The sequence below is a fragment of the Paenibacillus antri genome, from assembly GCF_005765165.1.
GTDB classification, from domain to species: domain Bacteria; phylum Bacillota; class Bacilli; order Paenibacillales; family YIM-B00363; genus Paenibacillus_AE; species Paenibacillus_AE antri.
This window is the reverse complement of sequence record NZ_VCIW01000033.1, coordinates 13270-38314: the sequence shown is the minus strand read 5'-3', so window position 1 is coordinate 38314 and position 25045 is coordinate 13270. Positions and strand designations below refer to the sequence as shown.

The window sequence follows — 25045 nt, the reverse complement described above, 5'->3', positions numbered from 1 at the left end:
AGCCAAGGAGGTTTTCCCGATGAGCCCCGCGTACGCCCCTTCGAAAACGCAAAAAGGCGTCGTCACCATCGACGGACACGAGCTGACCGTCACGAATCCGAACAAGCCGCTCTGGCCCGACGTCGGCATCACGAAGCTGGAATTCCTCGATCGGCTCATCGCCCTGTCGCCTTATTTGCTCTCCTACACCTCGAACCGGTACCTTACGACGATTCGCTGGCCGCACGGCGTAGGCGACGAGTTTTTCTATCAGAAAAATTGCCCCAAGGGCGCGCCCGACTTCGTCAAGACGGCGCCGCTCGGCGACATCAACTACATCGTGCTGGATTCGCTGCCGACGCTCGTTTGGCTCGGCAATTTGGCCTGCCTCGAATTCCATCCGTCGCTGCATTACCTGAACGACGAATTGCCCGCGGAATGGCTCATCGACATCGATCCGACGCTCGAGGAGGAGCCCCGTATCATGGAAGCGGCGAAGATCGTCGTCGACCTGTTGGCCTCGCTCGGCGTCCAGAGCGTCGCGAAGACGTCCGGGGCGACCGGCGTGCAGGTGTACGTGCCGATTCGGCGCGGATATACGTTCGAGCAGCTTCGCTCCATCGGCAAATTCCTAGGCGACTACCTCGTGCAGGCGCATCCGAAGCTGTTCACGATCGAGCGGCTGAAGAAGGATCGCGGCACGCTCATCTATTTCGACTATTTACAGCATTGGTACGGGAAAACGTTGTCCGCGCCCTATACGCCTCGAGCGAAGAAGGGCGGCAGCGTGTCGACGCCGTTGTTTTACGACGAGCTCCACCCCCGGGTGAAGCCGTCCGACTTCCACCTGCGCAACATCGAAGCCCGCTTGTCCGCGCACGGGGATCTCATCCGCCGCGTGCCGCCGCAGTCGCTCGACCGAATTCTTGCCGGCCTGCGCGCTCCGGGCTCGAGGTAACGCCTGGGCGTGGCCCGCCGGGCGCCCCCCGGCGTCGCCGCCTACAACAGCGGCGAAATCAGCCGGCCGAGCGCCTCCTTGGCGATCTGCAGCTTCCCCCGCTTCGCGAACGCATCGAGCCGAATCTCCTCGCTCTCGGAGATGTCGGTCAGCACGTCGCTCGCGAACCGCGCGACGATCCTCTCGTCGAAGAACGCGGCGTTAATTTCGAAATTATCATAGAAACTTCTCAAGTCCATATTCGCCGTCCCCGTCGTAGCGAAGTGGTCGTCCACGACGATAATCTTCGCGTGCATGAACCCCTTGCAGTACCGGTAGATGCGGACGCCGGTCTGCAGCAGCTCTTCGACGAACGACAACGAAGCCCATAACGTCACCTTCGAATCGGCGACGCCCGGAATGACGATGCGCACGTCGACGCCCGCGAGCGCCGCCGTCTTCAGCGCCATCAGCAAGCTGCGGTCGGGGATCAGATACGGCGACGTCACGAAGATCCTTTCCTTGGCGCTGCAAATCGCCGTGAAGTACATCTCCAAAATCGTGTTCCAATTCGAATCCGGGCCGCTCGGCACGATCTGCACCGTATCCTTCGCCGTGACCGGATGCTTCGGAAAGAACCGCTCCGCATACGGCAGCCTCTCGCCGCACACGAACTGCCAATCTTTCGCGAACACGCGCTGCAGCTCGTACACGGCATCCCCCATAATTCGTACGGAGGTATCCCGCCAGTACCCGAGCTTCTTGTCCTTACCCGTATATTCGTCCCCGATATTGATGCCGCCCACGTAGCCGATCAAACCGTCCACCACGGTAATTTTCCGGTGGTTTCGGTAATTCAACCGCTTGTCGAACAAGGCGATCACCGCGGGCAGGAAGCAATGGACATGTCCCCCCGCCGCCCGCAAGCTGTTCCAAAACCCTTTCGGGGTCGAATACGCGCCGATCCCGTCGTAAATAATGCGCACCTCGACGCCCTCCAGCGCCTTGCGGATCAACGCGTCGTGAAATTTCCGTCCGTACCCGTCGTCGTTCCATATGTAATACAGCATATGTATGTGATCTTTCGCCCGCTCGATGTCCTCGAGCATGAGGCGGTACGTCTCCTGCGCGGACGCGAACACCGTCGTGTCGTTGCGCATCGTCAGCGTCGCGTCGGGAAAGCTGCGCAGCAAGCCGTACAGCCGTTTCTCCTCATGCATGGACGGATTCGGGAAGTCCGTAATCCGTTCCAGCGCGCGAGCGTTCGGCGGCAGCCGGTGACGATTCGCTTCCTCTACCGTCTCCCGCTCCCTGCGCTTCACCTTCGTACGCTGCCGATACTCCCGAGCTATGAAATAATACACGAATAGGCCGACGATCGGGAGCATGAACATAATGGACAACCAGGCGATCGCTTTGGACGGGCGCCTGAACTCTACGAACAGAACGGTACCGATTTGGAAAATGAACAGAAGCAAGATCGACGTCAACCAGATCATGTGCGATAAAGTCACCTCCGGGGCGTACCGAATAGTATGCCCGCTGGCCCGGGGGAACATTCGCGCCGAGCGTCGGCCGCGGCCGACATCCGTTGGAGTAAATTTCCAAGCGTTCGATTCCCAAAATCGTCCATACTAAGACCCGTTGTGCTTAGAAGCGTTACCCAACACAGGCATTCGAAGGAGACGTTATGATTCCCCACCGATGGACCAAGAAGCTAACGTTTTTGATCATTCCCGAAGCGAACCGGCAGGTGCGGCGGCTGCAATTTTCCGCCGTCTGGCTCTATATCTTGCCCCCCGCCGCGCTCCTGTTGAGCGCATCCGCGGCGGTATTGGTTCAGACCCAGTCTGCGGCGCTTCAGGCGAACGGCGACATGAAGGCGGAATGGTCGGCCGAACGGGCCGCGCTCGGACGAACCTTGGAAGCGAAAAATACGGAGATCGCGAAGCTTCAGGACGAAGTCGTCCGATTGTCGCAAGAAGCGGAGACGTTCTCCGCGAAGATGGCGGAGCTGCAATCGCTCGAACGCGAAATTTTATCCTTGACCGAAGCGGACGCCGGGACGCCCGCCGCGCAAGCGAACCGTGCGAACGAAACCGCCGCCGGACTTTCCGTCCCCGCCGGGTCGGCCGTCGGCGGTCAATACGACCCCGTCGACACCGAGGAGGCGCTTCGACTGTCGCAGACGACGCACGGCGAATTCGAGGCGATGTCCGTCGAAGCCGAACGGCTCGAAGGCGCGCTGCAAGAAGCGCTGCAGGAGGCCGAGAAGCTCGCGCTCCTGCGCCGCGGCACCCCTTCGATCTTCCCGACGACCTCGACGACGGTGACGTCCTCGTTCGGATACCGCAAGGACCCGTTCACCCGCCGCAGCGCGTACCACAAGGGCATCGACTTCGGCGGCGACGTCGGCGATCCGATCTTCGCGACGGCGGACGGCCAAGTGACCCGCACCGGGTACGATCGCGCCATGGGTAACTATATTTATGTGAAACACGGCAACGGCTTCGAGACGGTCTACATGCACCTGTCGAAGTCGCTCGTCGCGAAGGGGCAGCGCGTGAAGAAGGGCGACCGCATCGGCAAGCTCGGCTCGACCGGCCGCAGCACCGGCCCGCATCTGCATTACGAGGTACATAAGAACGGCGAACCGATCAATCCGAAACGATATTTCTCCAGTAAGGAAGGATGACCTAAGCATGTTTAAGTCCAAACGCGTCGACGTGAGCGCGACCGATACGTTGATCGGCGAAGGCAGCACGTTCGAAGGAAAGATTGCATCCGATACAAGCCTCCGGGTCGAGGGCCGGATGATCGGCGACATCGAGTGCGGCGGCGACGTCGCGATCGGCGAGGACGGCAAGGCGACGTCGAACATCGACGCGCGCAACGTCGTGATCGCGGGCGTCGTGCACGGCAACGTTCTCGCCCGAGGCACCTTGACGCTGACCGGCACCGGCCGGCTGTACGGCGACGCGTCGGCCGACTCGCTCGTCGTAGCCGAAGGCGCCGTGTTCCAAGGCATGTGCAAGATGGAAGGCAAGGCGGCCGCCAAGGAAGCGGAGAAGCCGCAGGAACAACCGAGCTACGCGCAGCAAGGCGGCGATTACAGCTCGACGGCGGTATAGCATTAGCCCGAAGGCTGCCTCGGGGTCCGACGGACCCTGAGGCAGTTTTTTTGTCTGTGCTCGACCTACTCCTGCGGCTTCTTTCTTAGCTGATTCCCCCGGCTCAGGAAAGGATAGGCGCATAGGGCCTTGCCGACTCCCATATTCCTGAGCAAGCGGAACACCCCCGACCCTCCCCAAACGTAAAAAAAACCGCCGCGAAAGCATCCGTGCTGCTCCCGCGGCGGCCCTTAGGCGCCGTTATTCTTCTAGAAACTCTTCCAGCGTAAGTCCCTGCTCCGTCACGAACTCGGCGATGTCGACGCCGACGTAGCGCAGATGCCACGGCTCGTATTTATAGCCGGTGACGTCCTCTTTATCCTTCGGGTAGCGGATGATGAAGCCGTGGCTCGCCGCGTTCTCCGCCAGCCAGATGCCTTCGACCGTCTCGCCGAACGCTTCTTCGAGCGCATAGTTCACGCTGGCCGCGGACACGTCCATGGCCAGGCCGGTCTGATGCTCGCTCTGCCCGGGATACGCGCTCGTTCGGTTCGCTTCTTCCTCGCCCTTAATGCTCGCGTTGCGCTCGAAGATCGCCTTCTGCGTGGCGTACGACCGATAGCCGGATACCGCCCGCAGCTCGATGCCGTCCTCCTCCGCCTGCGCGAACAGCGCCTCGAGCGCCTCCGCGGCGACCCGTTGCAGCTGCTTCTTCGGGTTGTCGCCGTCGAACGAAAACTTCACGTCCGGCACGACGAGATCGTCCGGCTTATACTTCGCGTCGAGCGGGTGCTCCTTATTGACGAACAAGATCGCGGCCTTCGCTTCTTCGGTGAACGGCGAAGCCGGCTCTTGCGGCTCCTCCGCCGCGGGCGCTTCCTCGGCAGGCTCGTCCGACGGCGGAGCCTCCTCCGGCGTTCCCGACGCCGGAACGTCTCCCGGCTCGGACGGCGTCTCGCCTTCGGCCTCCGACGGTTGTTCGGCGGGCTCGTCCGTCGGCGCCTCGGACGGCGCCTGCGCGGACGTATCCGGCTGCAGGAATTCGGCCGCGTACGGCGCCCCGAACCAGACGGCCGCGGCCGCGATGACCGGCAGCACGATGTATTTAAAAACTTTCATACTCGCTCACCCCGGCAACTTGGTGTATTTCATGTTGTTAAACGTATACACCGGGAGTATAGCATTGCGGACATGGCATTGCCAGACCTATTTTTCCCCATACTTTCGTAGGAGTTGCAGATGTTTCATTAAGATGCTCTCGACGTGCTCGAGATGCTCTCGCATGCGGCTTTCCGCGCCCGGCGGATCGCCGCGCTCGACCGCTTCGAAGATGGCGACGTGCTCGAGGTACAGCCGATCCGACACGGAACGGTTCGCGTACAGCTCCGCCCGCCGCGTCTCGCGGATCGCCAGCTCCATCTGCGAGGAGACCGCCTCGAACAGCGTCGGCAGCACCGAGTTGCGCGTCGCCGCCGCCAGCTGGCGGTGGAACGCGAGGTCGGTGCGCTCGCCGGCTTCTTCGTCGCCGAGAGAGACGCGCATGTCGTCCAAGATGACCCGGAAGGCGGCGAGATCGTCCTCCGTTCGCTTGCGCGCGGCGAGCCCCGCGTTGGCGATTTCGAACGACTGCCGCGCCTCCAGCAAATCGAGAATCGTGCGCTTATTGAGAACCAGGCTTTCGAGGCTCTCGAGCCCCGGCGCCGGCGGGGCGAGCACCGTGCTCGCCCCGCCCTGCCGGACGTCGATCAGCCCCATCGCCTTCAGCGCGCTGAGCGCCTCTCGCATCGTGGACCGTCCGACGCCGAACCGCTCCGACAGCTCCTTCGTCGACGGCAGCTTGTCGCCGGGCTTCAGCTCCCCGTCCACGATCAGCCGCTTCAGCTGCTCCGTGATATGCTCGTAGTGGTTCCGCTTCGACAGCTTCGCGATGTCCATCCCCCGCGGCCCGCCTATCCTACCAGAATCGCGTACACGACGCCGGGGCCGTGGACGCCGATCGTCAGGTCGTTCTCGATGTCGGCCGAGCGGCTCGGACCGGAGATGAAATGCACGCCGGCCGGGAGCGCCTCGCGCGGCGTCGCGTCGAGCGGTCGCAGCACTTCGCCGAGGCGCGTTACCATACGATCCAGCGGAACGATCGCGAACAGCACCGTCGGCAGCAGGCTGACGGAGCGGCCCTTCCGCGCCGACGACTTCGCGACGAGCGAGCCGGTGTAAGCGACCGCATGGTCGACGACGACGAGGCCGATGTCGGCGCCGGCCGCGACCGCGAGCCGGTCCGCCTTCGGCGCTTCGTCCCAGACGACGACGCGCGCGTCCGGCAGCTCCGCTTCGATGGCGAGCGCGTTCAGCTCCGGCTGGTTTTGCCGGAGCACCAGCTTCGCCCCGAGCTCGTTCGCCTTCGCCGCGATCCACGCCTTCGCGTCCTCCATGGAGCCGTGGCGCACGACATGGCCGCCGGCCTTGCCCCAATTGTCCGAGAACAACGAGACCCGCTCCTCGAGCGGCAGGTCGAACTCGTTCCAGAACGCCGGCGCGCCCTTGAACGGATGCTTCGGCGGCGAAGCGGTTTTCCCGACGCGGCCGAGCCGGCTCGCGATATTGCCGATAAACTCCGATTGCTTGGCGATCGACCGCGCCTCGAGCCGCTTCAATACATCGTCAGTCATGGCCGTGCCCTCCTTCCCGTTTCCGCTTGGCGAGCGCCGCTTCCATCCGGCGACGCGCATCTTCGCTTTTCGATCCCGCCTCCGCTTGCAGCTCGCCGTACAACGTCGTCCAGCGGTCGCGGAACGAATCGCTCGGCAGCGCCGGCAGATGCCGGTACGAATTCCAGCCCGCCAGAGGGCCGATCTTCGCCTTAATGTACCCGTCCCGCGCGACGAGCGGCTGCCCGAGCTTCGCGAGCTTCAGCACGCCGCGGAACCGGGAGGCGTTCGTCATGACGATCTGGAACCCTTTCATCCCCGCCTTCTCGAGCGGGTCGCCGGCCCCTGCCTGCACCTTGCGTCGCCGCAAGTAGACGAGCATGTCGTGCAGCGGAATTTTGACCGGGCACGCCTCGTAACACGCTCCGCAAAGGCTCGACGCGTTCGCGATGTCGTCCCATTCGGCGACGTTCTTCTGCAGCGCCGGCGTCAGCACCGCGCCGATCGGGCCGCTGTACGTGCCGCCGTACGCGTGTCCGCCGATGTGGCGGTACACCGGGCAAGCGTTGAGGCAGGCGCCGCAGCGAATGCAATTGAGCAGCTCCTGGAACTCCGGGTCGCCGAGCTGCAGCGAACGGCCGTTGTCGACGATGACGATGTGCATCTCTTCCGGCCCGTCGCCGTCGTCCGTACGCCGCGGTCCGGTAATGCCGGACATGTAGACGGTCAATCGCTGCCCCGTCGCCGAACGCGGCAGCAGCGTCGCCATCACCTCGAGATCGTCCCACGTCGGGATGATGCGCTCCATGCCCATCAGCGTAATTTGGGTTTTCGGCACCGTGGTGACCATGCGGGCGTTGCCTTCGTTTTCGAACAGGACCATCGACCCGCTCTCCGCGATCGCGAAGTTGCAGCCCGTCATGCCGATGTCCGCCTCGAGGAACTTCTCCCGCAGCTTCTTGCGCACGAAGCCCGCCAATATTTTCGTCTCCGGCTCCAGCGTCTCGCCCGCGTCCTTCGACAGCAGCTCCGCGATCTGATAGCGGTTCTTATGAATCGCAGGAATGATAATGTGCGACGGCGTCTCGTTGGCAAGCTGAATGATATACTCGCCGAGGTCCGTCTCGATCGACTCGACGCCGATCCCCTCTAACGCCGCATTCAAGTGAAGCTCCTCGCTCACCATCGACTTCGACTTGACGACGGAGCGCGCGCCGACGTTCTTCGCGATGGCGAGCGAAATCTCGACCGCCTCCGCCGCCGTATCCGCGAAGTGGATATGGACGCCGTTGGCGCGGGCATTTTCGATGAACGTATTCAAATAGTAATCCAAATGAGCGATCGTATGCAGACGGATTTGCCGGCCGCGCTCGCGCCATTCGTCCCAATTGCCGTGCTCCTCGGACGCCGCCTTCTTCCCGTTGCGCAGCCGCTCCGTCGTAAACTTGACCGCCTTGCGCAAAAACTCGTCGTTCAGCGCGACGTCCGCGCGTTCCTTGACGGTCGACCCATGTGCGTTAGCGTGACTCAACGGCCGACACCCCCTCGTAGAGCAGCTCCGCCAGATGCATGACGCGCACCGGCTTGCCGCGGTAGCGCAAGTTGCCCGCGATGTTCATCAAACAGCCCATGTCGAGGCCGACGAGCACTTCCGCTTCGGTCTCGAGCACATGGTCCGCCTTCTCCGACACCATCGCGCCGGAGATGTCGCACATCTTGATCGCGAACGTGCCGCCGAAGCCGCAGCAATCCTCCGCGAACGGCAGCGGCACCAGCTCCATCCCGCGCACGTTCGCCATCAGCGTCGCCGGCTCGTTCTTGATGCCGAGCAGGCGGCTGCCGTGGCACGACGGGTGATACGTCACCTTGTGCGGGAACGACGCGCCGACGTCCTCGACGCCGAGCACCTGCACGAGAAACTGCGTGAACTCGTACGTCTTCGCCGCGAGCGCGTTCGCTTTCGCGAGCATCGCGGGGTCGTCTTGGAACAGCTTCGGAAAATAATGATGGATCATGCCGGTGCAAGAGCCCGACGGGGATACGACGAAGTCGCTGTCGTCGAACGCTTCGACGAGCGTCTTCGCCGAGGCGCGCGCCTCGTCCCAATAACCGCTGTTGAACGCGGGCTGGCCGCAGCACGTCTGCGACGCGGGGAAGTCGACCGCCACGCCGTACTTCGCGAGCAGCCGCACCATCGCTTCGCCCACGCGCGGATAGATCGCGTCGCTCAAACACGTAATAAATAAAGAAACCTTCATGCGCCGAACCGTCCTCTCGGAGGAATTGGTGTGATTTACTTATCAGCTTATCAGACATGTTGAGTGGCGTAAATACCCTTTTGCCTCACCCATTCGGTACAGACGAGATTCGCCGTCCTATCCATAGCGCTCCAATCGTCGGACGCCCCTCGAGCCTGCCTGTGGACGGGAAATCCTCCCGCCTACACCCGCCGAAGACAGGCGAAACGACCGTCGGACCGGAAATCCTCCCTCTTAAGCCGCCGAAACCTTCGGTTTTCGGGCATTACCCGCGAATAAGCAGGAGATTTTCCCGTTCAAGGAACGGAAAGGCGTCCGATCGAGACAATAAGCGGGAGGATTTCCCGTCCGGGGTTCGCGGTTGGAACCCCGTTCGTTCGCCTCCCGCTACTTGCCGAGCAGCAGCGATTCCAACCGAAGGCTGGCCTCGGTTTCGTCCTCGAGCTTCGACCAGTACCCCTTCAGCTCCTCGCGAATCGCCTCGAGCGCCGACGTCCCGAGGCGGAGATCCTCGTAGTCCCGGCAAGCGTCCCACAGCTCCGCCGGGTCGGGCTCGCGCGACGGCCGGTTTCCGGTAAGCCCGCCCTGAACGGCCAGCGCCTCCGGATGCGCGGGGAGCGTCAGCGTGTCGCGGCGAATGCCGAGCTGCGCCTCCCGGCCACACAGGAAGCGAACGAACGCTTCCGCCGCTTCGGCATGCTTCGCGTCCGCCGCGACGGCGAGTCCCGTGACGAGCAGCAGCGTAGCGTCGTACCGAAGCCTCGGCAGCCGCGACACGCCGTAATCGATGCCGGCATGCAGCAGCCGGTTCAGCCCGAAGTAAGAGGTCATGATCATCGAGACCCGTCCCTCCTGGAACCATCGCTCCGCGTCCGCGTCGTTCTCCGTCCAGAACCGGCGCCCGCCCTCCTGCTGATGGACGAGCTCGCGCGCGACCCGCAGACTGTCCCACAGCGCGGGGTGGTCCGCCGCTCGCGCCCCTTCCCCTTCTTGGAAGCGGAAACCGTTCTGCAGCAGGAACACCGTCCATCGGTTCACGGACTGCATATGGGAGGCGAACCCCGTGACGCCGAGCTCGCCGCCCAAGACGCGGGCGGCCTTCAGCAGCGTGTACCACGTCCAGTCCGGCTGAGGCTCCTCCAGCGAGCAAGCGGCGAGATGCTCGCGGTTGTAGCAAAGCACGATCGGCGAATAGACGAACGGCGCGGCCGCCGCCCGTCCGTCCGCGCGCAGGAACGGAGCGAACAACGACGCGTGCGCGGCTTCCGTCCGCGGCGCGGCCCCGAGCCTCGCGAACGACGGATCCCGCTCCTTCCACTTGAGCGCGTCCCAATTCGTCAGCGCGATGACGTCCGCGATGCCGTGCTCAGCATACTCGGCGGGGAACGGCGTCGGAATCGCCCGCACCGCGACGGACGGGTACGCCCGCTCGAAGGTGGCGATCGACGACGCGATCCGCGCTTCCGTCTCCAGCGACGGGTAATAGGCGAAGCGAAGCGTCGTCCGCTCCTCGCCCGCCGCGGCGACGACGCGATCCGGCTTTCGCTCGGGCGGCCGGACGACTCGATTGCCGACGCGTTTCATTTTCACGATCAAGCCCTCTTCCACCAGCGCGTCCAGCGCCTTCCGGACCGATTCCTTGCTCAGCCCGAATGTACCTCCCAGCTCCACCTCGGAGGGCAAGAAGTCTCCCGGCTGCAGCGCGCCGGAGGCGATGTCCTCGCGCACCCGATCCGCGAGCGCGCGGATGCGGGCCGTAAATTCGCTTCGGCTCGGCCTGGCCATGGCGTCCCCTACCTTCCTTCGTATCCGTTCGTTTCGGATTATTATAGCATGTCGTCCGAACGAAACGATAGGCGATTTCTAGACTATAAATAGACGAGATTCGACCGTTTCTCCGATTGACAACCTAGCCGTCCCCCTGTAGCCTGAAACTATGTAGCCTAGATATCGCCTTGTAAGCATTCTAGGACGAGTCTACGGGATGTGCACTGTCTTACCAACGAACAAGGAGGAAGATCATGATGAACAGGAAACGCCCCCTCGCTTTGCTGCTTAGCGCCGCGCTCGCCGTTCCGTCCCTCGCCCCCGCCGCCTTGGCGGACGAAATCGTCGAATACGTCCCGCTGCCGGTCGTCAACGGGGATTTCGAAAGCTCGCCGACGGCGCCGACCGGTTGGCGGGTCGTCGCTTCGCCGACCTCGGCGGGCGTCAGCGCGACGATCGCACAGGACAAGTCGTATTCCGGCGCGAACAGCTTGAAGATCGTCGACGACAACGCGACGAACCAGATCGGCGTCTACAGCGCTAACGTCCCGGTTCAGCCGGGAGAGACGTACCGGTTGACGGCGAAGGTGTACGTCGCGGCGAAGAGCGTGCGCGGGTACTTGCGATTTAAAGGCGGCACCAACGCCCCGGTCCTCGGGAGCGAAACGCAGCTCGTCAGCATCCTCTCCTCGAACAACGGCTGGCAGACGATGACGATCGAAGGCACGGCGCCCGCGGGCACCGTGTATGCGGACTTCTACTTCTACATGGGCGGCAGCGGAACCGGCACTTCGGCGTATATCGACGACGTCAAGCTCGACCATAAGCAAGTTACCGTCGAGAATCCGCTGGAGCTCGTCTATGACGAGCCGGTCGAAATCGGCGACGCGGTGAAGATCGCCTTGTCCCAATCGGCGGCGTTCGGCGTCGGACCGGACGGACGAGCGGAGCAATACGTGACGACGGTCGGCACCCCTGTAGCGTTTCATACCGTGGATGCGCTTACGGGAGAACTCCTCTTTTCGCAGAGGTTGTCCGGCTCCGACACGATCTGGGGACTGACGAAGGCGCCGGACGGCAACGTGTACTTCAGCACGAACGGCGAATTGTACCGTTACTCGCCCGGGGAGCGCCGCATCGAAGCGTTGGGGCAAAATCCGTCCAACAAGCAAGTATTCGATCTGAAGGCGAGCGCCGACGGGAAGCTGTACGGCGCGACGTATTCCAGCACGAATCTCGGCCGCGTGTTCGAATACGACATCGCCTCCGGCGTCTTCCGCGATCTCGGCGTCATGAAGGAAGGCCAGCAATACGCCCGCGGGCTCGGCGTGACGGACGACTACGTGTACGTCGGGATCGGCACGACCGCTCACCTCATGCGCTACGACCGGCGCAGCGGCGAGGTGACCGAGATCGACATTCCGGGCATCTCCGGGCAATCCGGCACGCTGTCGGAGGTCGACGTCTACGGCGGCAAGCTGCTGGTGTACTCCGGGCTCAAGCTGAACGTCCTCGACGAAGCGACCCATGCGTACATACGAACGATCGACTTCCAGACGAAGGTGTCTCCGCCTTCCCCATACGATCCGAACCTGGTGTACTATAAACAAAACGGCGACCTATATGCCTACAACCTCGCTTCCGATACCGTCGCGAAGGTCGAGGGCATTCCCGAACTGCCGGACGATACCGCCGTGAAGTCGCACGCATGGCTGACGCCGTCGAGCGGCGCCTTCGCGGGGAAGACGGTGCTCGCGGGCATGGCGGCCTTCGGAGAGACGTTCCTCTACGATCCGACGACGAACGCCTACGAGGAACATCTCGCGCAGGTTCCCCCTTCGCCCGCGGCGGCGAACGCGCTGGAGGGCCAAGGCGACTACTTGTTCATCGGCGGCTATCAGCGCGGGATGAGCATCTACGACACGGCCAGCGGACGGTTCATCTATAATAACCAAGCGTTCCACCAGCCGGAGGGCATCGGCTTCCTCGACGGCAAGGTATACTTCGGCACGTACAGCGGAGCGAGGATGTACCGATTGGATATGTCGAAGCCGCTGGAATACAGCGAGCTAGGCTGGGCGAATCCGGGCCTCGCGGCCGATCTCGAAGCGGATCAGGACCGACCGTTCACGATGACGAGCGGCGACGGCCAGCTGTTCATCGGCACGTTCCCGACGTACGGACGTCTCGGCGGCGCCTTGACGGTTCTCCGCGAGATCGCGGACGGCGACGGCGACCGGCCGCGCATCGAATTCGAGACGTACCAGGGCCTCGTTCCGAACCAGAGCTTGTTCGGCTTGGCTTACGCCAACGGGAAAGTATACGGCGGAACGTCCCGGGCCGGCGGCCTCGGCGTGGATCCTACCGAGCCGGAAGCCAAGATGTTCGTCTTCGACGTCGCGTCGAGGCAGCTGTCCGTCCAGCCGTTCACGCCGCGCATCCCCGGTCTCGAGGGCCCGATCAACTTGATCGGCGAGCTTGCGATCGGTCCCGACGGGCTGCTGTGGGGCATCGCGGACGGCGCCGTATACAAGGCGGACGGCACCGTGGACGCCTACGACGCCGCGCTGTTCGCCATGAACCCGGAGACGCTGGACGTCGTGAAGAGCAAGATCGTGACGCGGTCGCCGTTCAACACGAGCAAATATCGTCCGTACTATCTCCGCTTCGGCCCGGACGGACTGCTCTACACGAATATCGGAAGAAGCTTGTTCGCCGTCGACCCCGCGGATCTCCGGACGAAACAGATGATCAACGGCACGGTCAACTTGATGACGCTCGGCTCGGACGGCAGCATCTATTATATGAACGGCTCCAAGCTGTTTAAGATTCCGGTGAAAATCGACTCGGCGGACATCGCTCTGTCTTCCTCCGGTCCGCTGTACGTCGGCGAAGAAGCGAACGCTTCTGTCGCCGTGAATTTGGCGAACGGACGGCAAGCCTCGCTCGGCGGAGCGGCGGTACAGTACGTCTCGAGCGATCCGAACGTCGTCGCGGCGACGGCGCAAGGCATCGCCGCCGCAGCCGCAGGCGAGGCGTCGGTCCATGCCGTCGTTACGCTCGACGGCCGAACCGTCGTTACCGCGCCGGTTCGAGTGCGCGTCATGCCGAACCGGTTCGGCGACCTCCGGTTCAATCCGGGCGGCAAGACGGACGGGGCGCTGTACGCGGACGCGCCGGCCGGCGAATCGGTGACGATCGAGGTGCACGGCGGAGGCGCTCTCCTTGCGTCCGAGACGGTGACCGGCGCGACGTACGGCCTTGCGGAGAACGGCCAAGCGGAGTATCGCTTCTCCTTCAAGCCGAAGGACATTCCGCAGGACGCGCGGCAGGTACAGTTCAAAGCTTATCTCGACGGCGAGCTGTACAGCCTGTCGCCTTGGATCGTCCGCACTCCTCCGGGTCGATCCGAAATGACCGAATAAGCGGGCGGACCCGCAACGAAACGAGGCTCCCCTCCGGCGCAGGCGTACGCAACATTCGCCTGTCGCCGCGAGGGGAGCCTTCGCGTTAACCGCGCCGCTCCGTCGTCCCGACCTCCGTCATTTGCCGTCCCGGTACTCCTGCGGCGTCATGCCGAACTCTTTCTTGAACACTTTAATGAAATACGGCGGATGCGCATACCCGAGACGTTCGGCGATTTCGTATATTTTATCGTCGGTTCCCTTCAACAAGTGCGCCGCCGTGTTCATGCGGAATCGATACAAGTAGTCGCTGAGCGACTCCCCGGTTTCCAGCTTGTACACCCTGGACAAATAGACGGGGTGCAGATGGACGTGACCCGCGATCGCTTGCAGCGAGACATCCCCCGTCAAGTGCCGCTCGATGTACTCGTGGACCTGCTGCACGACGGACGTGCGCGTCTCCTTCACCTCGTGTTCCATATCGGCGCGGATCCGCTCGATCGACGTACGCGTCCACTCCCTCAGCCGCCCGATCGAACGCAGCCCGCCGCTCTCCGCGAACAAGTCGAACTCCCGGGCGATGACGGTCTCGAGCCGCCGGCCGTTCTTATGGGCGATATAAGATAAGACGGAGGCGATCGAGTAGTAGGCCTCGAGCAGATGCTCCAGCGAGTCGGAGAACCGCGCTTCGAGCTCCTCGAAGATCGCCTCCAGCTTCTCCTCCGCCGTCGACCAACGCCCGGCTTCCAACAGATGCTGCAGCAGCGGCGGCTCGTACAACAGCCGCAGCGAATGGACGCCCTCGTCCGCGCCGTGCTGCTCCTTCCATGTGGCGAACAGCTCGCTCTCCGCGCCTAGACGACGCCGCAGCGCGGCGACGGACGACTCGTACAGCGTCGCGACGTCGTCCGGGAACGCGCCCCATGGGCTCGCGACGATCGAGATCGTTCCTTTCAAGTAGGAATTCACGCTTTTCTGCAGCTGCGCCGCCAGGTTCTCGAGCCGCTCGCGCTCGCGAAGCGATTCGCCAGGCTGCCCGCAAGGCGCTACGCCCTTCGCCAGAAACACCAAATAATCGTGCCGCTCCTTCGCCGCCCACAGCATGAATTCCCCCGCGAAAATTTCCTCCGCCATATTCACGATCGCGTACTGGAACAGGGACAAGCTGCCGGGATCGGACCCGGCGAACGGTTCTTCGAGACGGACGAGCAAGAGCGACACGGCGTCCCCGGCGGCCAGTTCCACCTCCAGCATCCGCAGCTTCTCCGTCAGCGACTCCGCCGCGAATCTTCGCCCTTGCAGCAGCTCGTTCAGCAAATCCGCCCGGAGCAGCGGGAGATGCTGCCGGAGCGCGTCCAACGCTCTCCGATGCGAGACGACGTCCTCCCACTCCTCCCGGATGCGATCGATCGCCCGGGCGACGGAGGCCAACAGATCGTCGAAGCGAATCGGCTTTAGTAAATAATCCGATGCATGCTGGCGGAGCCCTTCTTGCGCGTATTCGAACTCCGAGTGACCGGAGAGCAGGATCGTCTTCGTCCTCGGAGACCGCTCCCGGATACGGCCGATCAACTCCACGCCCGAGATGCCCGGCATCCGGATGTCGGTGATGACGATATCGATCGCATAGGCGTCTACAAGCTCTAACGCTTGGTGTCCGGAATAAGCCCGGTGCACCGTTTCGATGCCGATCGTCTCCCAAGGGACCGTATCGGCTAGGCCGTCCACGACCGTTTCTTCATCGTCCACGATCAACAGTTGGTACATACGCTCTCATCCTGCCTTCTCTTCTCGATGGTGTTCCCCGGACGACGACGGCTCTGCCGGCCATTGCAGCGTGACCCGGCACCCGCCCCCTTCGGAGGCCGACAACGTCAGCCCCGAATCGGCGCCGAATAAATAGATCAACCGTTGGTTGACGTTCCACATCCCGCAGCCCGTCTCCTCCTGCAGCGGTTCGTCCAGCTTGCGGCGCAGCTCCGCGAGCCGCTCCGGCGTCATCCCGACGCCGTCGTCCTCGATCGTGAACCGGCAGCGCCCGTCCTCCGTCGCCCCCGAAATCCGAATGCGCCCTTCGCCGTCCTTCGGCTCGAGACCGTGCACGATCGCGTTTTCGACGATCGGCTGCACGAGCAGCCTCGGGATCGAGAGCTTGCGCATCGACTCCGGAACGTCGATCTCGTATCGGATCCGCTTCAAGCGAAGCTGCTGGATGACCAAATAGTTTTCAAGAAGACGGATCTCTTCCTCGAGCAGAGGGGTTTGTTTCTCGTGACGGGTCGTGTACCGGTAATATTCGCCGAGGTTGAGCGCCATCGCTTCCACCGCCTGCTCGTCGCCGAGCCTCGCTCGATTTTGGATGAAGAACAAGCAGTTGTACAAGAAATGCGGGTTGATTTGCGATTGCAGCTGCTTTAACGTCGCTTCCCGAGAGCGCAGCTTCTCGGTGTACACCTTTTCGACCAAGTCCTGGATTTGCCGGGCCATGCTGTTGAACCGTTCGAAGACGAATCGGAACTCGTTGCGCGGCGCGTCGTCGATCCGCGTTCCGAAATCGCCCATCTTGAGCCGCTGCATGTTTCGAATCAGCTCGCGAAGCGGCAGCTGCACGTTGCGGTATAAGATGAAGGAGGCGACCAAGCCGAACAAGAGGAGAGAAACCAGCACGGAATAAAACAGGTTCCGGCTGCGGACGATCGGCGCCAGCACCTCCTCGAGCGGCACGTAGTCCACTACGTACCAATCGAGATTCGGCAAATAGACGGCGCTCGCCAGAAATTCCTTCCCGTCGTACGTAAGCGTCCGATTGAAGAACGCCCCCCCGCCTTCGTCGATCAAGGAGGTCACGCGCTCCCGGATTTCCCGGTCGTCCTCCCGCAAGGCGATCATGCCGTCTCCCGCGCGATAGAGGAACGGCTTCCGCGAGCCTCCGGCGTCGTAATTGTCGAGCATCTCCTCGATATTGCTTCGGGAGAACCGAATTTCCGTGACCAGCTTCGCCTTCAGCGGTTCGTTGTACATGCTCGCCGGCTCGACCGCGAACCAACCGAACTCTCCGGAGGCGCGGTCGTACCGCCAGCCGTGCTCGACGTTCGTCGTGAGCGCGGCCGCGTCGAAGATGCGCCCGCGATCGGTCGATTCCAGCTCGCCCGCGCGAGGCGCGAATACGGAAATTTGCTTGATCCAGCTATTGGCGGTCAGCTGCAGCATGAGCCGATCGACGACGTCGGTGCGCGTTCGAATCACTTCCGTGTACCGTCCGTAATCTTTCACGTACTGGAAGTCGTTGACGATGTTGTCCTGCACGAGCAGCACGGCCAGCGTCGCCAACTCCTCCGCCCGCTCGTCCATTTGGCTGGCGAGGAAGACGAGCTGCTTCCGATTCGATTCGAAAATTTCCTCCCTCACGACCCCCGACGTCGTATCGTTGGAGTACGTGTACAGAACGGAGATCGGGACCAACAAGGCAAAGATCAAGATGACGAGCTTCGCGTACGTGGTCAATCGGTTTCGAACCACGGCCATTCTCCCCTTCCGCGATCAATCGGTTAACAAAGTTATATCGGTCTTTACATTTTCACGTCGAAATGAAAGCGGTTTCCCTCTACAATATAACTGTAACCGATCCAGGATACAACCGCCGGTTCGCGCGGAAAAAAGGACCGGTCATTCTTCGCGAGGAGTCGATACCGCTATGCACATTCGAACGAGAGGCCCCAAGCTGCGTTGGAACTTCCGCAAAACGTGGCCGCTGCATCTGATGCTGGTTCCCGGCATCGTCTTTACGATCGTCTTCGCCTACTTGCCGATGGCCGGGATCGTCATGGCGTTCCAGGACTTTAAGCCTTGGCTCGGCTTCACGGGTTCTCCTTGGGTCGGCTGGGACCACTTCCGGTACATGTTCGAGCGACCGGACAGCATTCAAGTCATCTGGAACACGCTGATCATCGCTTCCTTGAAGATCGTCTTCCAGCTGTTCGCTCCGTTCCTGTTCGCGCTGCTGCTGAACGAAATCCGCGTCCTCGGGTTCAAGCGCGCCGTGCAGACGCTCGTGTATTTGCCGCACTTCCTGTCTTGGGTCATCCTCGGCGGGATCTTGCTCGATATGCTCTCTCCCGAAGCCGGCTTGGTGAACAAGGCGCTGACGGCGGTCGGCATCGAGCCGATCTTCTTCCTCGGCAACGGCGACTGGTTCCGCGTCACGGTCGTGCTCAGCGACGTCTGGAAGGAATTCGGCTTCGGCACGATCGTCTTCCTCGCTTCGCTCGCCGGCATCAATCCTTCCCTCTATGAAGCCGCGGAAGTCGACGGCGCGAACCGGTGGAAGCAGACGGTGCACATTACGATACCCGCCCTCATACCGATTACGATCGTGCTCGGCACATTATCGCTCGGCAACATCTTGAACGCGGGCTTCGACCAAATTTTCAACCTGTACAATCCGCTCGTTTATTCGAAGGGCGACATTATCGACACGTTCGTGTACCGCATGGCGATTCTGAACGGCGAGATGAGCTTCGGGACGGCCGTCGGCCTGTTCAAATCCTTCGTCGCGTTGGTGCTGATCGTCATCTCGTACCGTCTCGCTTACAAATTCGCCAACTATAAAATATTCTAACGAAGAGGGGGCATGTCCGATGCGTCGGATCTCCATATCGTACCGGCTGTTCTCGTGGTTTAATTATACGTTCCTCGGCGTCACGAGCTTGTTATGCATCCTGCCGATGGTTCATATTTTGGCCGTTTCCTTCAGCGGCAAGGCGCCCGCCAGCGCCAATCTCGTCGGGCTGTGGCCGATCGACTTCACCGTCGACGCCTACGCGAAGACGCTCGGCAACAATAACTTCTTAAGCGCCTTATGGATCGCCGTCGAGCGGACCGCGCTCGGCACCGTCATCTCCATGGCGCTCATTTTCCTGACCGCGTACCCGCTCTCGAAAGAAGATTATACGTTCAAGGGCCGGACCGCGTACGCTTGGTTTTTCGTGTTTACGATGTTGTTCAGCGGGGGGATGGTTCCGCTCTACATTTTGGTTCAGAAGCTGCACCTGATGAATACGATCTGGGCGCTCGTGCTGCCAACGGCGATCAACGTATGGCTGCTGATCCTCATGCTGAATTTCTTCCGGACGGTGCCGAAGGAGCTGGAGGAGGCGGCCCTGATCGACGGCGCAAGCCACTTCCGTACGATGGTCAGCGTCTTCCTGCCCATCTCCCTGCCGGCCATCGCCACGCTGTCGCTGTTCAACATGGTGTTCCATTGGAATTCATGGTTCGACGGGCTGCTGTACATGACGGAATACGACCGGTATCCGCTCGCTACGTTCCTGCAGACGATCATCGTGCAGCAGGATTTCAGCAAGGTGAACGTGCGGCCGGAAGATCTCGAGAACATCGCGCAGCGAACCGTGAAGGCCGCTCAAATTTTCATCGGCGCCCTGCCGATTTTGTTGGTGTATCCGTTCCTTCAGCGGTATTTCGTGAAGGGCATCGTGCTCGGCGCGGTGAAGGAGTAAGGCGATTCGGAAAATGTCGCAAAAATACCGTCAGGCCATCGCGCCTGACGGTATTTTTGATGTGCAAAATAAAAGACACCCGAACGGGTGCCTTCCAATCGCATCAATATTCGCCTTTGATAACGAAGAACGAGCCTCGAATGGTTCCCGCCAGCTTGGATTTTTGTCTTGCAAATTTGAACTTCTTCTCTTCCAACTCTTTGGGTACTTCCATCCCCTCGGACAGCTTAAATCCAACGGCCCGCTTCTTGGGATCATCCACCGTATACATGACGTTGATCGCCAGACCGTCCTCATAAAAGACGAAGGCCCATTTGATATTCTCGACTTGGAAACGCGCGGTTTCCAGAGGTCTGGCCGCAAACGCGATCCCGCGTTCTTCTTTCAAAATCCGGTTCACGTAATCAAGCGTCTCCTGGCTTTCGCCGGCCGGAACGACCGTAAACTCGTGCTTGTATTTGTTCATGAAGTAACGGGCTTCATTCGCACGCAAACCGGCAAGCGCTTCCGCTACTGGGGAAGATTCCAAACCGACCGTAGACACTTGTTTAAAATCAACGATATGAGACATCTTCATTCCTCCTGCTGATCTCTTTTACTTTTCCACAACCGGAATCCACATTTCACCATATACGAGGCCGTCCCGGTGCCCCATTTCAACCGTTGCATTGGGCCCGCCGACATAGGCGTAATGATCGGTTGCCGGCAAAACTTGACCAAAGGCGATACCAGTGAGCATACCGCTCAACTCATCGGCCGACTTCCCTTCCCCTTTCACGACGAGGTACGGTCCCTTGGGGAATTGGATCACTCTGTGTTCTTCCGGTATCGATGCATCTGTCATAACGCCGGCATAATACATCATTTTGTGATTTACCGCTTCGTTTACGGCAAAAATATAATCGTTCGCAGCGACAGCCTTTAACTTGTCCAACGTTCCATTCTGCTCCACGGCCCGCCAAAAGTTTTCCTTCTCCTTGTTCATGCCTGCATAATCCGTATAGTCGCTCTTCAGCTCCGTCCCAATGCCAAGCACGATAAAGCTGTCTTTTTCTTCAAACGTATACGTTGCCACCATCCCAACTCCTCTTTTGAATGGTTCTTAATACAACCGATTGTTCGTTCACGGCGCTCCTACCTAATAGTAGTGCGATAGGAAAAAGATGTCTACCTATTAAAGCCTGCGGTTTTTCGGACGCAGCGCCCAGGAGGCGATGCCGAGCGCGGCGTAGAAAAGCGGAAGAATCACATGGAATCCGCCATCGCCGTAATCGTTAGCGAACGCATGAGACAAGGCCGCACCCGTCATTAGAAAAAACAACCCGCTGTAAGCCCATTCCTTAAGCCGGGGGAAACCCGGCATTACGATCGCAATGACTCCAAGCAATTTCCAGACGCCGAGAATGGTCGTGATATATAACGGAAAACCAATCTCCGTCACTAAATCGACATTGCCCCCATATCGCATCAATTGCCCGATACCGCTTAAAGCAATCGAGAATCCGAGAATAAGGGTGACGGTCCAAAAAGCGGCCGTCCTTCCCATAGAGCGGGATCCAACCTTCATTGTTTTATCATTACCGATCATCGTACTCATTTCCATTCCTCCATTATTCTCGTTTATTTCTTCACAACCGGAATCCACGTTTCGCCATAGACAAGTCCGTCTCGCCGCCCCATCTCCACCGTTGCATTGGGCCCGCCGACATAAGCAAAGCTATCGGCTTCCGGCAAAACTTGACCAAAGGCAATGCCGGTAAGGGTACTACTCATTTCTTCCGCCGTCTTCCCTTCGCCTTTAATGACGAGGCATGGTCCCTTGGGGAATGTAATCGACCTGTATTCTTCCGCTACCGATGCTCCCGCCAGGACGCCGGCATAATACATCCTCTTGCGGTTCACCAATTCGTTCACTGCAAAAATGTAGTCGTTCGCAGCGACAACCTTCAATGCATCCAGCCTTCCATCCTGCCTCACGGTTTGCCAAAACGTTTCCTTCTCCTTGTTCATGCCGGCGTAGTCCGTGTAATCGCTCTTCAGTTCCGTTCCAATGCCTGCAACGATAAAGCTGTCTTTCTCCTCAAGCATGTACGTCGCCATTTTGCCAACTCCTTTTTTGAATGGATTGTTTTTTTACTTGATAGGTTTATAATAACGATTAATCATGTCAAAATATGATACTGTTTAGAGGTCCCCATGAAAAAAGTAGAACGGATTAACGTCATCATGCGGTACATCAACAACCGCGCCCATTTTACGATTTCGGAAATCATGCATGAATTTAACGTCTCCCGCTCGACGGCGATTCGAGATATCCGGGAAATTGAAGCGATGGGAATGCCTCTGGTCGCCGAAGTCGGGAGGGACGGGGGGTATTTCGTGATGAGCAACTCCGTCCTGCCCACTGTCCGCTTTAGCGACAATGAGATCAAAGCGCTGTTTATCGCCTTCATGGCCACGCGAAATTTGCAACTCCCTTATCTCAAGAGTCGCCACTCTTTAGCGGAAAAATTGCTCGGCCTCATCTCCGAAAACCAGCAGGACGATCTTGTTCTGTTAAATCGGACCCTGCTCTTCGAAGGTACCAACCCCCACAATCCCGACCTGCTCGATCTGTCGGATCTGCCCCATCCCATGTTAGAGCAACTCATCCAAATCCTTCTGAAGGACAGCTATTTAGTGGTTTCCGTTGAAGAAGGAAGGGAAATAAATTCTTATACCATCTATCTCATGCACCTGTATCGCGAAAAAAGCGCTTGGCAAATTGAAGGCTTCGACCTGGAGGAGGAAAAGAGGCGGATTATACCCGTCGACTATCTCACCGATGTCAAGCCGTATCCCGGGAAAAAGAGAATAAGCAAGAAGAAGATTGCCGAACAACTGAGCAAGCAAGAGGAAGCCGTCAACCTGGTCCTCGAACTTGGTCCCAAGGCGATTGCCCAGTTCAAAAAGTACCATCCATTAAAAATATCCATTTCGTATACGAATCCTTATCAAACTACGGCTATTTTAAAGACTTTCGTCCACGTTAACCGTCCAGACGAATTGGCCGAAATGACAAATTGGCTGCTTTTCTTGGGGGGAGATATCAAAGTCAGGGAAATACCGAAGGAAGTTGTAGAAGGCCTTCAGGAGAGAGTGAGGCTTTTGGGGAACGCGCAGGGGCCGCTGTTTTAGAATTGCAAGATCGCCAATTATTATGAAGCGAACCTTGACGCGATAAACAACCTCGGTAGATTTCGGAGATTTCCTTTGTGCCGAACTTTATTTTTTCTCGCCAGCACGCGTATGCAGCATCGAAATAGAGAACGGCAAGTTTCCCTATTTGTGACCCATCTCCGGAATCAGGATGATTAGGGAACAGAAAATTTCTCTATTTCTATCGAATCGGGCGTTCCGCCCCGTTTCCGCGGCCGATAGGGAACTTTCATGTTCCCTATTCGCCCCTTTCGGCTGTTCGCAGCGGATATAGGGAACTTTCGCGTTCCCTATTCCTGCGACCGCTAGAAGCCGACGCGCGGAATTTCCTTCGCCTCTTCTTCGTACGGCGGAACGACGCCCGAAGCGACGTCGTAGATGCGCGCATGCGCTTCGGTCACGCCTTGGATGAAGTCCTCGTACGGGCGATGGCAGACGTCGACCGCCCCGATTTGGAAATTTTCGCCGTCGAACCGCCCGAGCAGCGCTTGATCGTTCAAGATGAAGTAGTGCACGCCGACCAACGCCGGCAGCGCCGCCGCTTGCTCCGTATAATACCGATACGCCTTCCCCCGCTCCGCTTGCGTGGCGACCCCGCGCAGCCCCGTGGCCAACAGGCCGGCGTCCGGCGCGCCGAAGTGGAATTCGCCGATCAGAACCGGCTTCCCCGTCCGTTCGGCGATCTCGCGAATGTCTTCCGCGTCCGGCTTCATCTTATAGCAGTTGATCGAGAACACGTCGAAATGCTGACTGCCTTCGTACAGCGCGGGAGACGATATCCATGCGTAGCGCATCCCCAAGTTCAGGTGATGCGGATCGACCCGCTTGCACGCCTCCGAAGGAATGGCCGTATACGCTTCGATCATGCGCCGCGTGAAGGCTTCCAGGTCGTCCCTCGCCCGCTCCGACCGCTCCGCCGCCTTCTCGATCGGCGCAAGCAGCGCGTCGAACGACGCGAAGCTCGACGCCCAAGCCGCGTTGAAGCCGTCCACGTCTTCGGCGTACCGCTCCTGTAAGAACCGGATCAGCTCCCGCTTGCTCTCGAACCCTTCGTCCTTCTCCAACAGCTTCTCCGCCAGATTCACCCCGTCGGCGAACGCCCAGAGCGGCTCGTTGCGCAGGAAGTACCCGATGAGGCGCCGGTCCCCCGCGAACGCCTTCAGCTGCTCCGCGAACGTCTCGGACGCGGCCCGGAATTCGTCGCTGAACACGTCCGGGAAATCCCGGAACACCGTCCGTTCCGTCGCCGGGAAATCTTGGAGCGGGTAGACGTACGGGATGTCCTGGCTTTCAATAAACACCGGATTCGACCAATTGCCGACCGTATTGAAGCCCCACCGCTTCAGCCGCCGGGCCGTGAGCTCCGCCCACCGCGGAAACCAATCGTCCCCGAACGCATGGATCAAGTTCGCGACCGCGAAGTTGAAGTACCGTCCGCGATGCAGCGGTCCGCCGTCCTCTCCGGTCCGCCAGGCGTCCTTGAAGGTTCCGCTCCCGGGAGGCAGACTGTCGAACAACGCTTCGATGCCGTCGACCTTCCCCGCCTCTCCCGGCTGTACGCAGTCCATTCCGAGGCTGAAGAACGCGTATCCGTCCGGATCGACGAGCCACCAGCGCGCGCCGTCCCGCTCCGTGCGGAAGTAGCCGGTAGCCTCGTATCGACGCTCGGCGCTTCCCCCGTATGTCGACCGGTTCGGCATCGCCGCCGCTCCCCCCGCATCGTACTCCTCCCTCAGCGCTCGGATCATCTCCTGGCGCGAGCTCGTCTTGCCGGGCCACGTCTTACGCTTATATTGACCGAGCTCGTCGACGATCGGCGTCGGCGGCACCGGATAGTCCGGTTCCTCCGCCGCGAAATGCACGTTCTCCAGCTCGAACCGCCAGCCGTCCAGCGATTCCGGCGTTCCGATCGCGAACGAGCGAATGTCCCGCTGCCGCAGTCCCTCGCCGAAAATAACGGTCTTCAGCCGTCCCGGCGTTCTCGGCAGAAATACCCGCTCCGAGTCGAGCGCCGCAAGGGGGAACGCGAGGCGCGTCCGCACGCCCGGCAGCGCGCCCATCAACGCGGCCAGCGAACGTTCGCCCCGCGCCTCGCCGTCTCTGAAAAACTGGAGCGCTACGCCTAGCACCTCGTCCTTCTCGTGATAGACGTCCATCACGAGAAAGCGGGCCTCCCGAAGCGCGTCCTCGTCCGACGCGTCCACGCGAAAGTACGCGTGTCCCCCGCC

At 60.5% G+C, this 25045-nt stretch carries 21 protein-coding genes; 7 read left to right on the top strand and 14 right to left on the bottom strand.

Annotated features, from left to right (window positions below):
* Positions 1-19: 19 nt before the first annotated feature.
* Positions 20-937: a DNA polymerase domain-containing protein gene (locus FE782_RS30060; protein ID WP_138198051.1), complete on the top strand. Its 918-nt coding sequence runs from the start codon at positions 20-22 to the stop codon at positions 935-937.
* A gap of 41 nt (positions 938-978) precedes the next feature.
* Here the strand turns inward: FE782_RS30060 and cls are convergent, their stop codons facing one another.
* A complete protein-coding gene (gene cls, locus FE782_RS30055; RefSeq protein WP_138198050.1) occupies positions 979-2415 on the bottom strand; it encodes a cardiolipin synthase in 1437 nt (478 codons plus the stop codon).
* 191 nt (positions 2416-2606) lie between these two features.
* On the opposite strand from cls, the gene FE782_RS33165 reads away from it, so the two are divergent.
* Entirely contained in the window at positions 2607-3611 is a 1005-nt protein-coding gene (locus FE782_RS33165) for a M23 family metallopeptidase (protein WP_138198049.1), read from the top strand.
* A gap of 7 nt (positions 3612-3618) precedes the next feature.
* Positions 3619-4047 (top strand): bactofilin family protein, encoded by a 429-nt coding sequence (locus FE782_RS30045; protein ID WP_138198048.1) that lies wholly within the window; start codon positions 3619-3621, stop codon positions 4045-4047.
* A gap of 240 nt (positions 4048-4287) precedes the next feature.
* Here FE782_RS30045 and FE782_RS32680 read toward each other — a convergent pair whose 3' ends face one another.
* The 6 genes from FE782_RS32680 to FE782_RS30015 all read right to left on the bottom strand — a co-directional run bounded on the left by FE782_RS32680 (position 4288) and on the right by FE782_RS30015 (position 10717).
* On the bottom strand, positions 4288-5145 hold the full coding sequence (locus FE782_RS32680) for a M15 family metallopeptidase (protein ID WP_202914641.1): 858 nt from the start codon (positions 5143-5145) through the stop codon (positions 4288-4290).
* An 87-nt stretch (positions 5146-5232) separates the two neighbouring features.
* Positions 5233-5961, bottom strand: a complete 729-nt coding sequence (locus FE782_RS30035) for a FadR/GntR family transcriptional regulator (RefSeq protein ID WP_138198047.1) — start codon at positions 5959-5961, stop codon at positions 5233-5235.
* Positions 5962-5975: 14 nt separating this feature from the next.
* On the bottom strand, positions 5976-6695 hold the full coding sequence (locus tag FE782_RS30030; protein WP_138198046.1) for a LutC/YkgG family protein: 720 nt from the start codon (positions 6693-6695) through the stop codon (positions 5976-5978).
* A complete protein-coding gene (locus FE782_RS30025) occupies positions 6688-8205 on the bottom strand; it encodes a LutB/LldF family L-lactate oxidation iron-sulfur protein (protein ID WP_138198045.1) in 1518 nt (505 codons plus the stop codon). Before FE782_RS30025 ends, FE782_RS30030 begins: the two co-directional genes overlap by 8 nt.
* Complete coding sequence (locus FE782_RS30020) at positions 8192-8932, bottom strand: (Fe-S)-binding protein (RefSeq protein ID WP_138198044.1); 741 nt, start codon at positions 8930-8932, stop codon at positions 8192-8194. The genes FE782_RS30025 and FE782_RS30020 overlap by 14 nt, the downstream gene beginning before the upstream one ends.
* Before the next feature lie 387 nt (positions 8933-9319).
* Positions 9320-10717, bottom strand: a complete 1398-nt coding sequence (locus tag FE782_RS30015; protein ID WP_138198043.1) for an extracellular solute-binding protein — start codon at positions 10715-10717, stop codon at positions 9320-9322.
* Between the two features lie 236 nt (positions 10718-10953).
* Here FE782_RS30015 and FE782_RS30010 point away from each other — a divergent pair, with 236 nt between their 5' ends.
* Complete coding sequence (locus FE782_RS30010) at positions 10954-14124, top strand: carbohydrate binding domain-containing protein (RefSeq protein ID WP_138198042.1); 3171 nt, start codon at positions 10954-10956, stop codon at positions 14122-14124.
* Positions 14125-14241: 117 nt separating this feature from the next.
* On the opposite strand, the gene FE782_RS30005 is transcribed toward FE782_RS30010, so the two are convergent.
* Positions 14242-15870, bottom strand: coding sequence for a response regulator (locus FE782_RS30005; protein WP_138198041.1), 1629 nt, complete (start codon positions 15868-15870; stop codon positions 14242-14244).
* Between the two features lie 6 nt (positions 15871-15876).
* Positions 15877-17622 (bottom strand): sensor histidine kinase, encoded by a 1746-nt coding sequence (locus FE782_RS30000; RefSeq protein ID WP_158299615.1) that lies wholly within the window; start codon positions 17620-17622, stop codon positions 15877-15879.
* A gap of 175 nt (positions 17623-17797) precedes the next feature.
* Here FE782_RS30000 and FE782_RS29995 point away from each other — a divergent pair, with 175 nt between their 5' ends.
* Complete coding sequence (locus FE782_RS29995; protein ID WP_138198039.1) at positions 17798-18721, top strand: ABC transporter permease; 924 nt, start codon at positions 17798-17800, stop codon at positions 18719-18721.
* Between the two features lie 19 nt (positions 18722-18740).
* Positions 18741-19619: a carbohydrate ABC transporter permease gene (locus FE782_RS29990; protein ID WP_138198038.1), complete on the top strand. Its 879-nt coding sequence runs from the start codon at positions 18741-18743 to the stop codon at positions 19617-19619.
* Between the two features lie 103 nt (positions 19620-19722).
* On the opposite strand, the gene FE782_RS29985 is transcribed toward FE782_RS29990, so the two are convergent.
* From FE782_RS29985 to FE782_RS29970, 4 genes are all read right to left on the bottom strand, one after another.
* Entirely contained in the window at positions 19723-20190 is a 468-nt protein-coding gene (locus FE782_RS29985; RefSeq protein WP_138198037.1) for a DUF8821 family protein, read from the bottom strand.
* A 24-nt stretch (positions 20191-20214) separates the two neighbouring features.
* Positions 20215-20697 carry a GyrI-like domain-containing protein gene (locus tag FE782_RS29980; protein WP_202914640.1) on the bottom strand — a complete coding sequence of 161 codons (483 nt, stop codon included), beginning with the start codon at positions 20695-20697 and terminating at the stop codon, positions 20215-20217.
* A 96-nt stretch (positions 20698-20793) separates the two neighbouring features.
* Positions 20794-21216, bottom strand: coding sequence for a DoxX family protein (locus tag FE782_RS29975; RefSeq protein ID WP_138198035.1), 423 nt, complete (start codon positions 21214-21216; stop codon positions 20794-20796).
* 23 nt (positions 21217-21239) lie between these two features.
* The gene (locus FE782_RS29970; protein WP_138198034.1) at positions 21240-21719 is read right to left on the bottom strand and encodes a GyrI-like domain-containing protein; all 480 of its coding nucleotides are present in this window, start codon (positions 21717-21719) and stop codon (positions 21240-21242) included.
* Between the two features lie 96 nt (positions 21720-21815).
* On the opposite strand from FE782_RS29970, the gene FE782_RS29965 reads away from it, so the two are divergent.
* Positions 21816-22796 carry a helix-turn-helix transcriptional regulator gene (locus FE782_RS29965; protein WP_138198033.1) on the top strand — a complete coding sequence of 327 codons (981 nt, stop codon included), beginning with the start codon at positions 21816-21818 and terminating at the stop codon, positions 22794-22796.
* A gap of 326 nt (positions 22797-23122) precedes the next feature.
* On the opposite strand, the gene FE782_RS29960 is transcribed toward FE782_RS29965, so the two are convergent.
* Entirely contained in the window at positions 23123-24976 is a 1854-nt protein-coding gene (locus tag FE782_RS29960; RefSeq protein ID WP_138198032.1) for a glycoside hydrolase 5 family protein, read from the bottom strand.
* Positions 24977-25045: the final 69 nt, after the last annotated feature.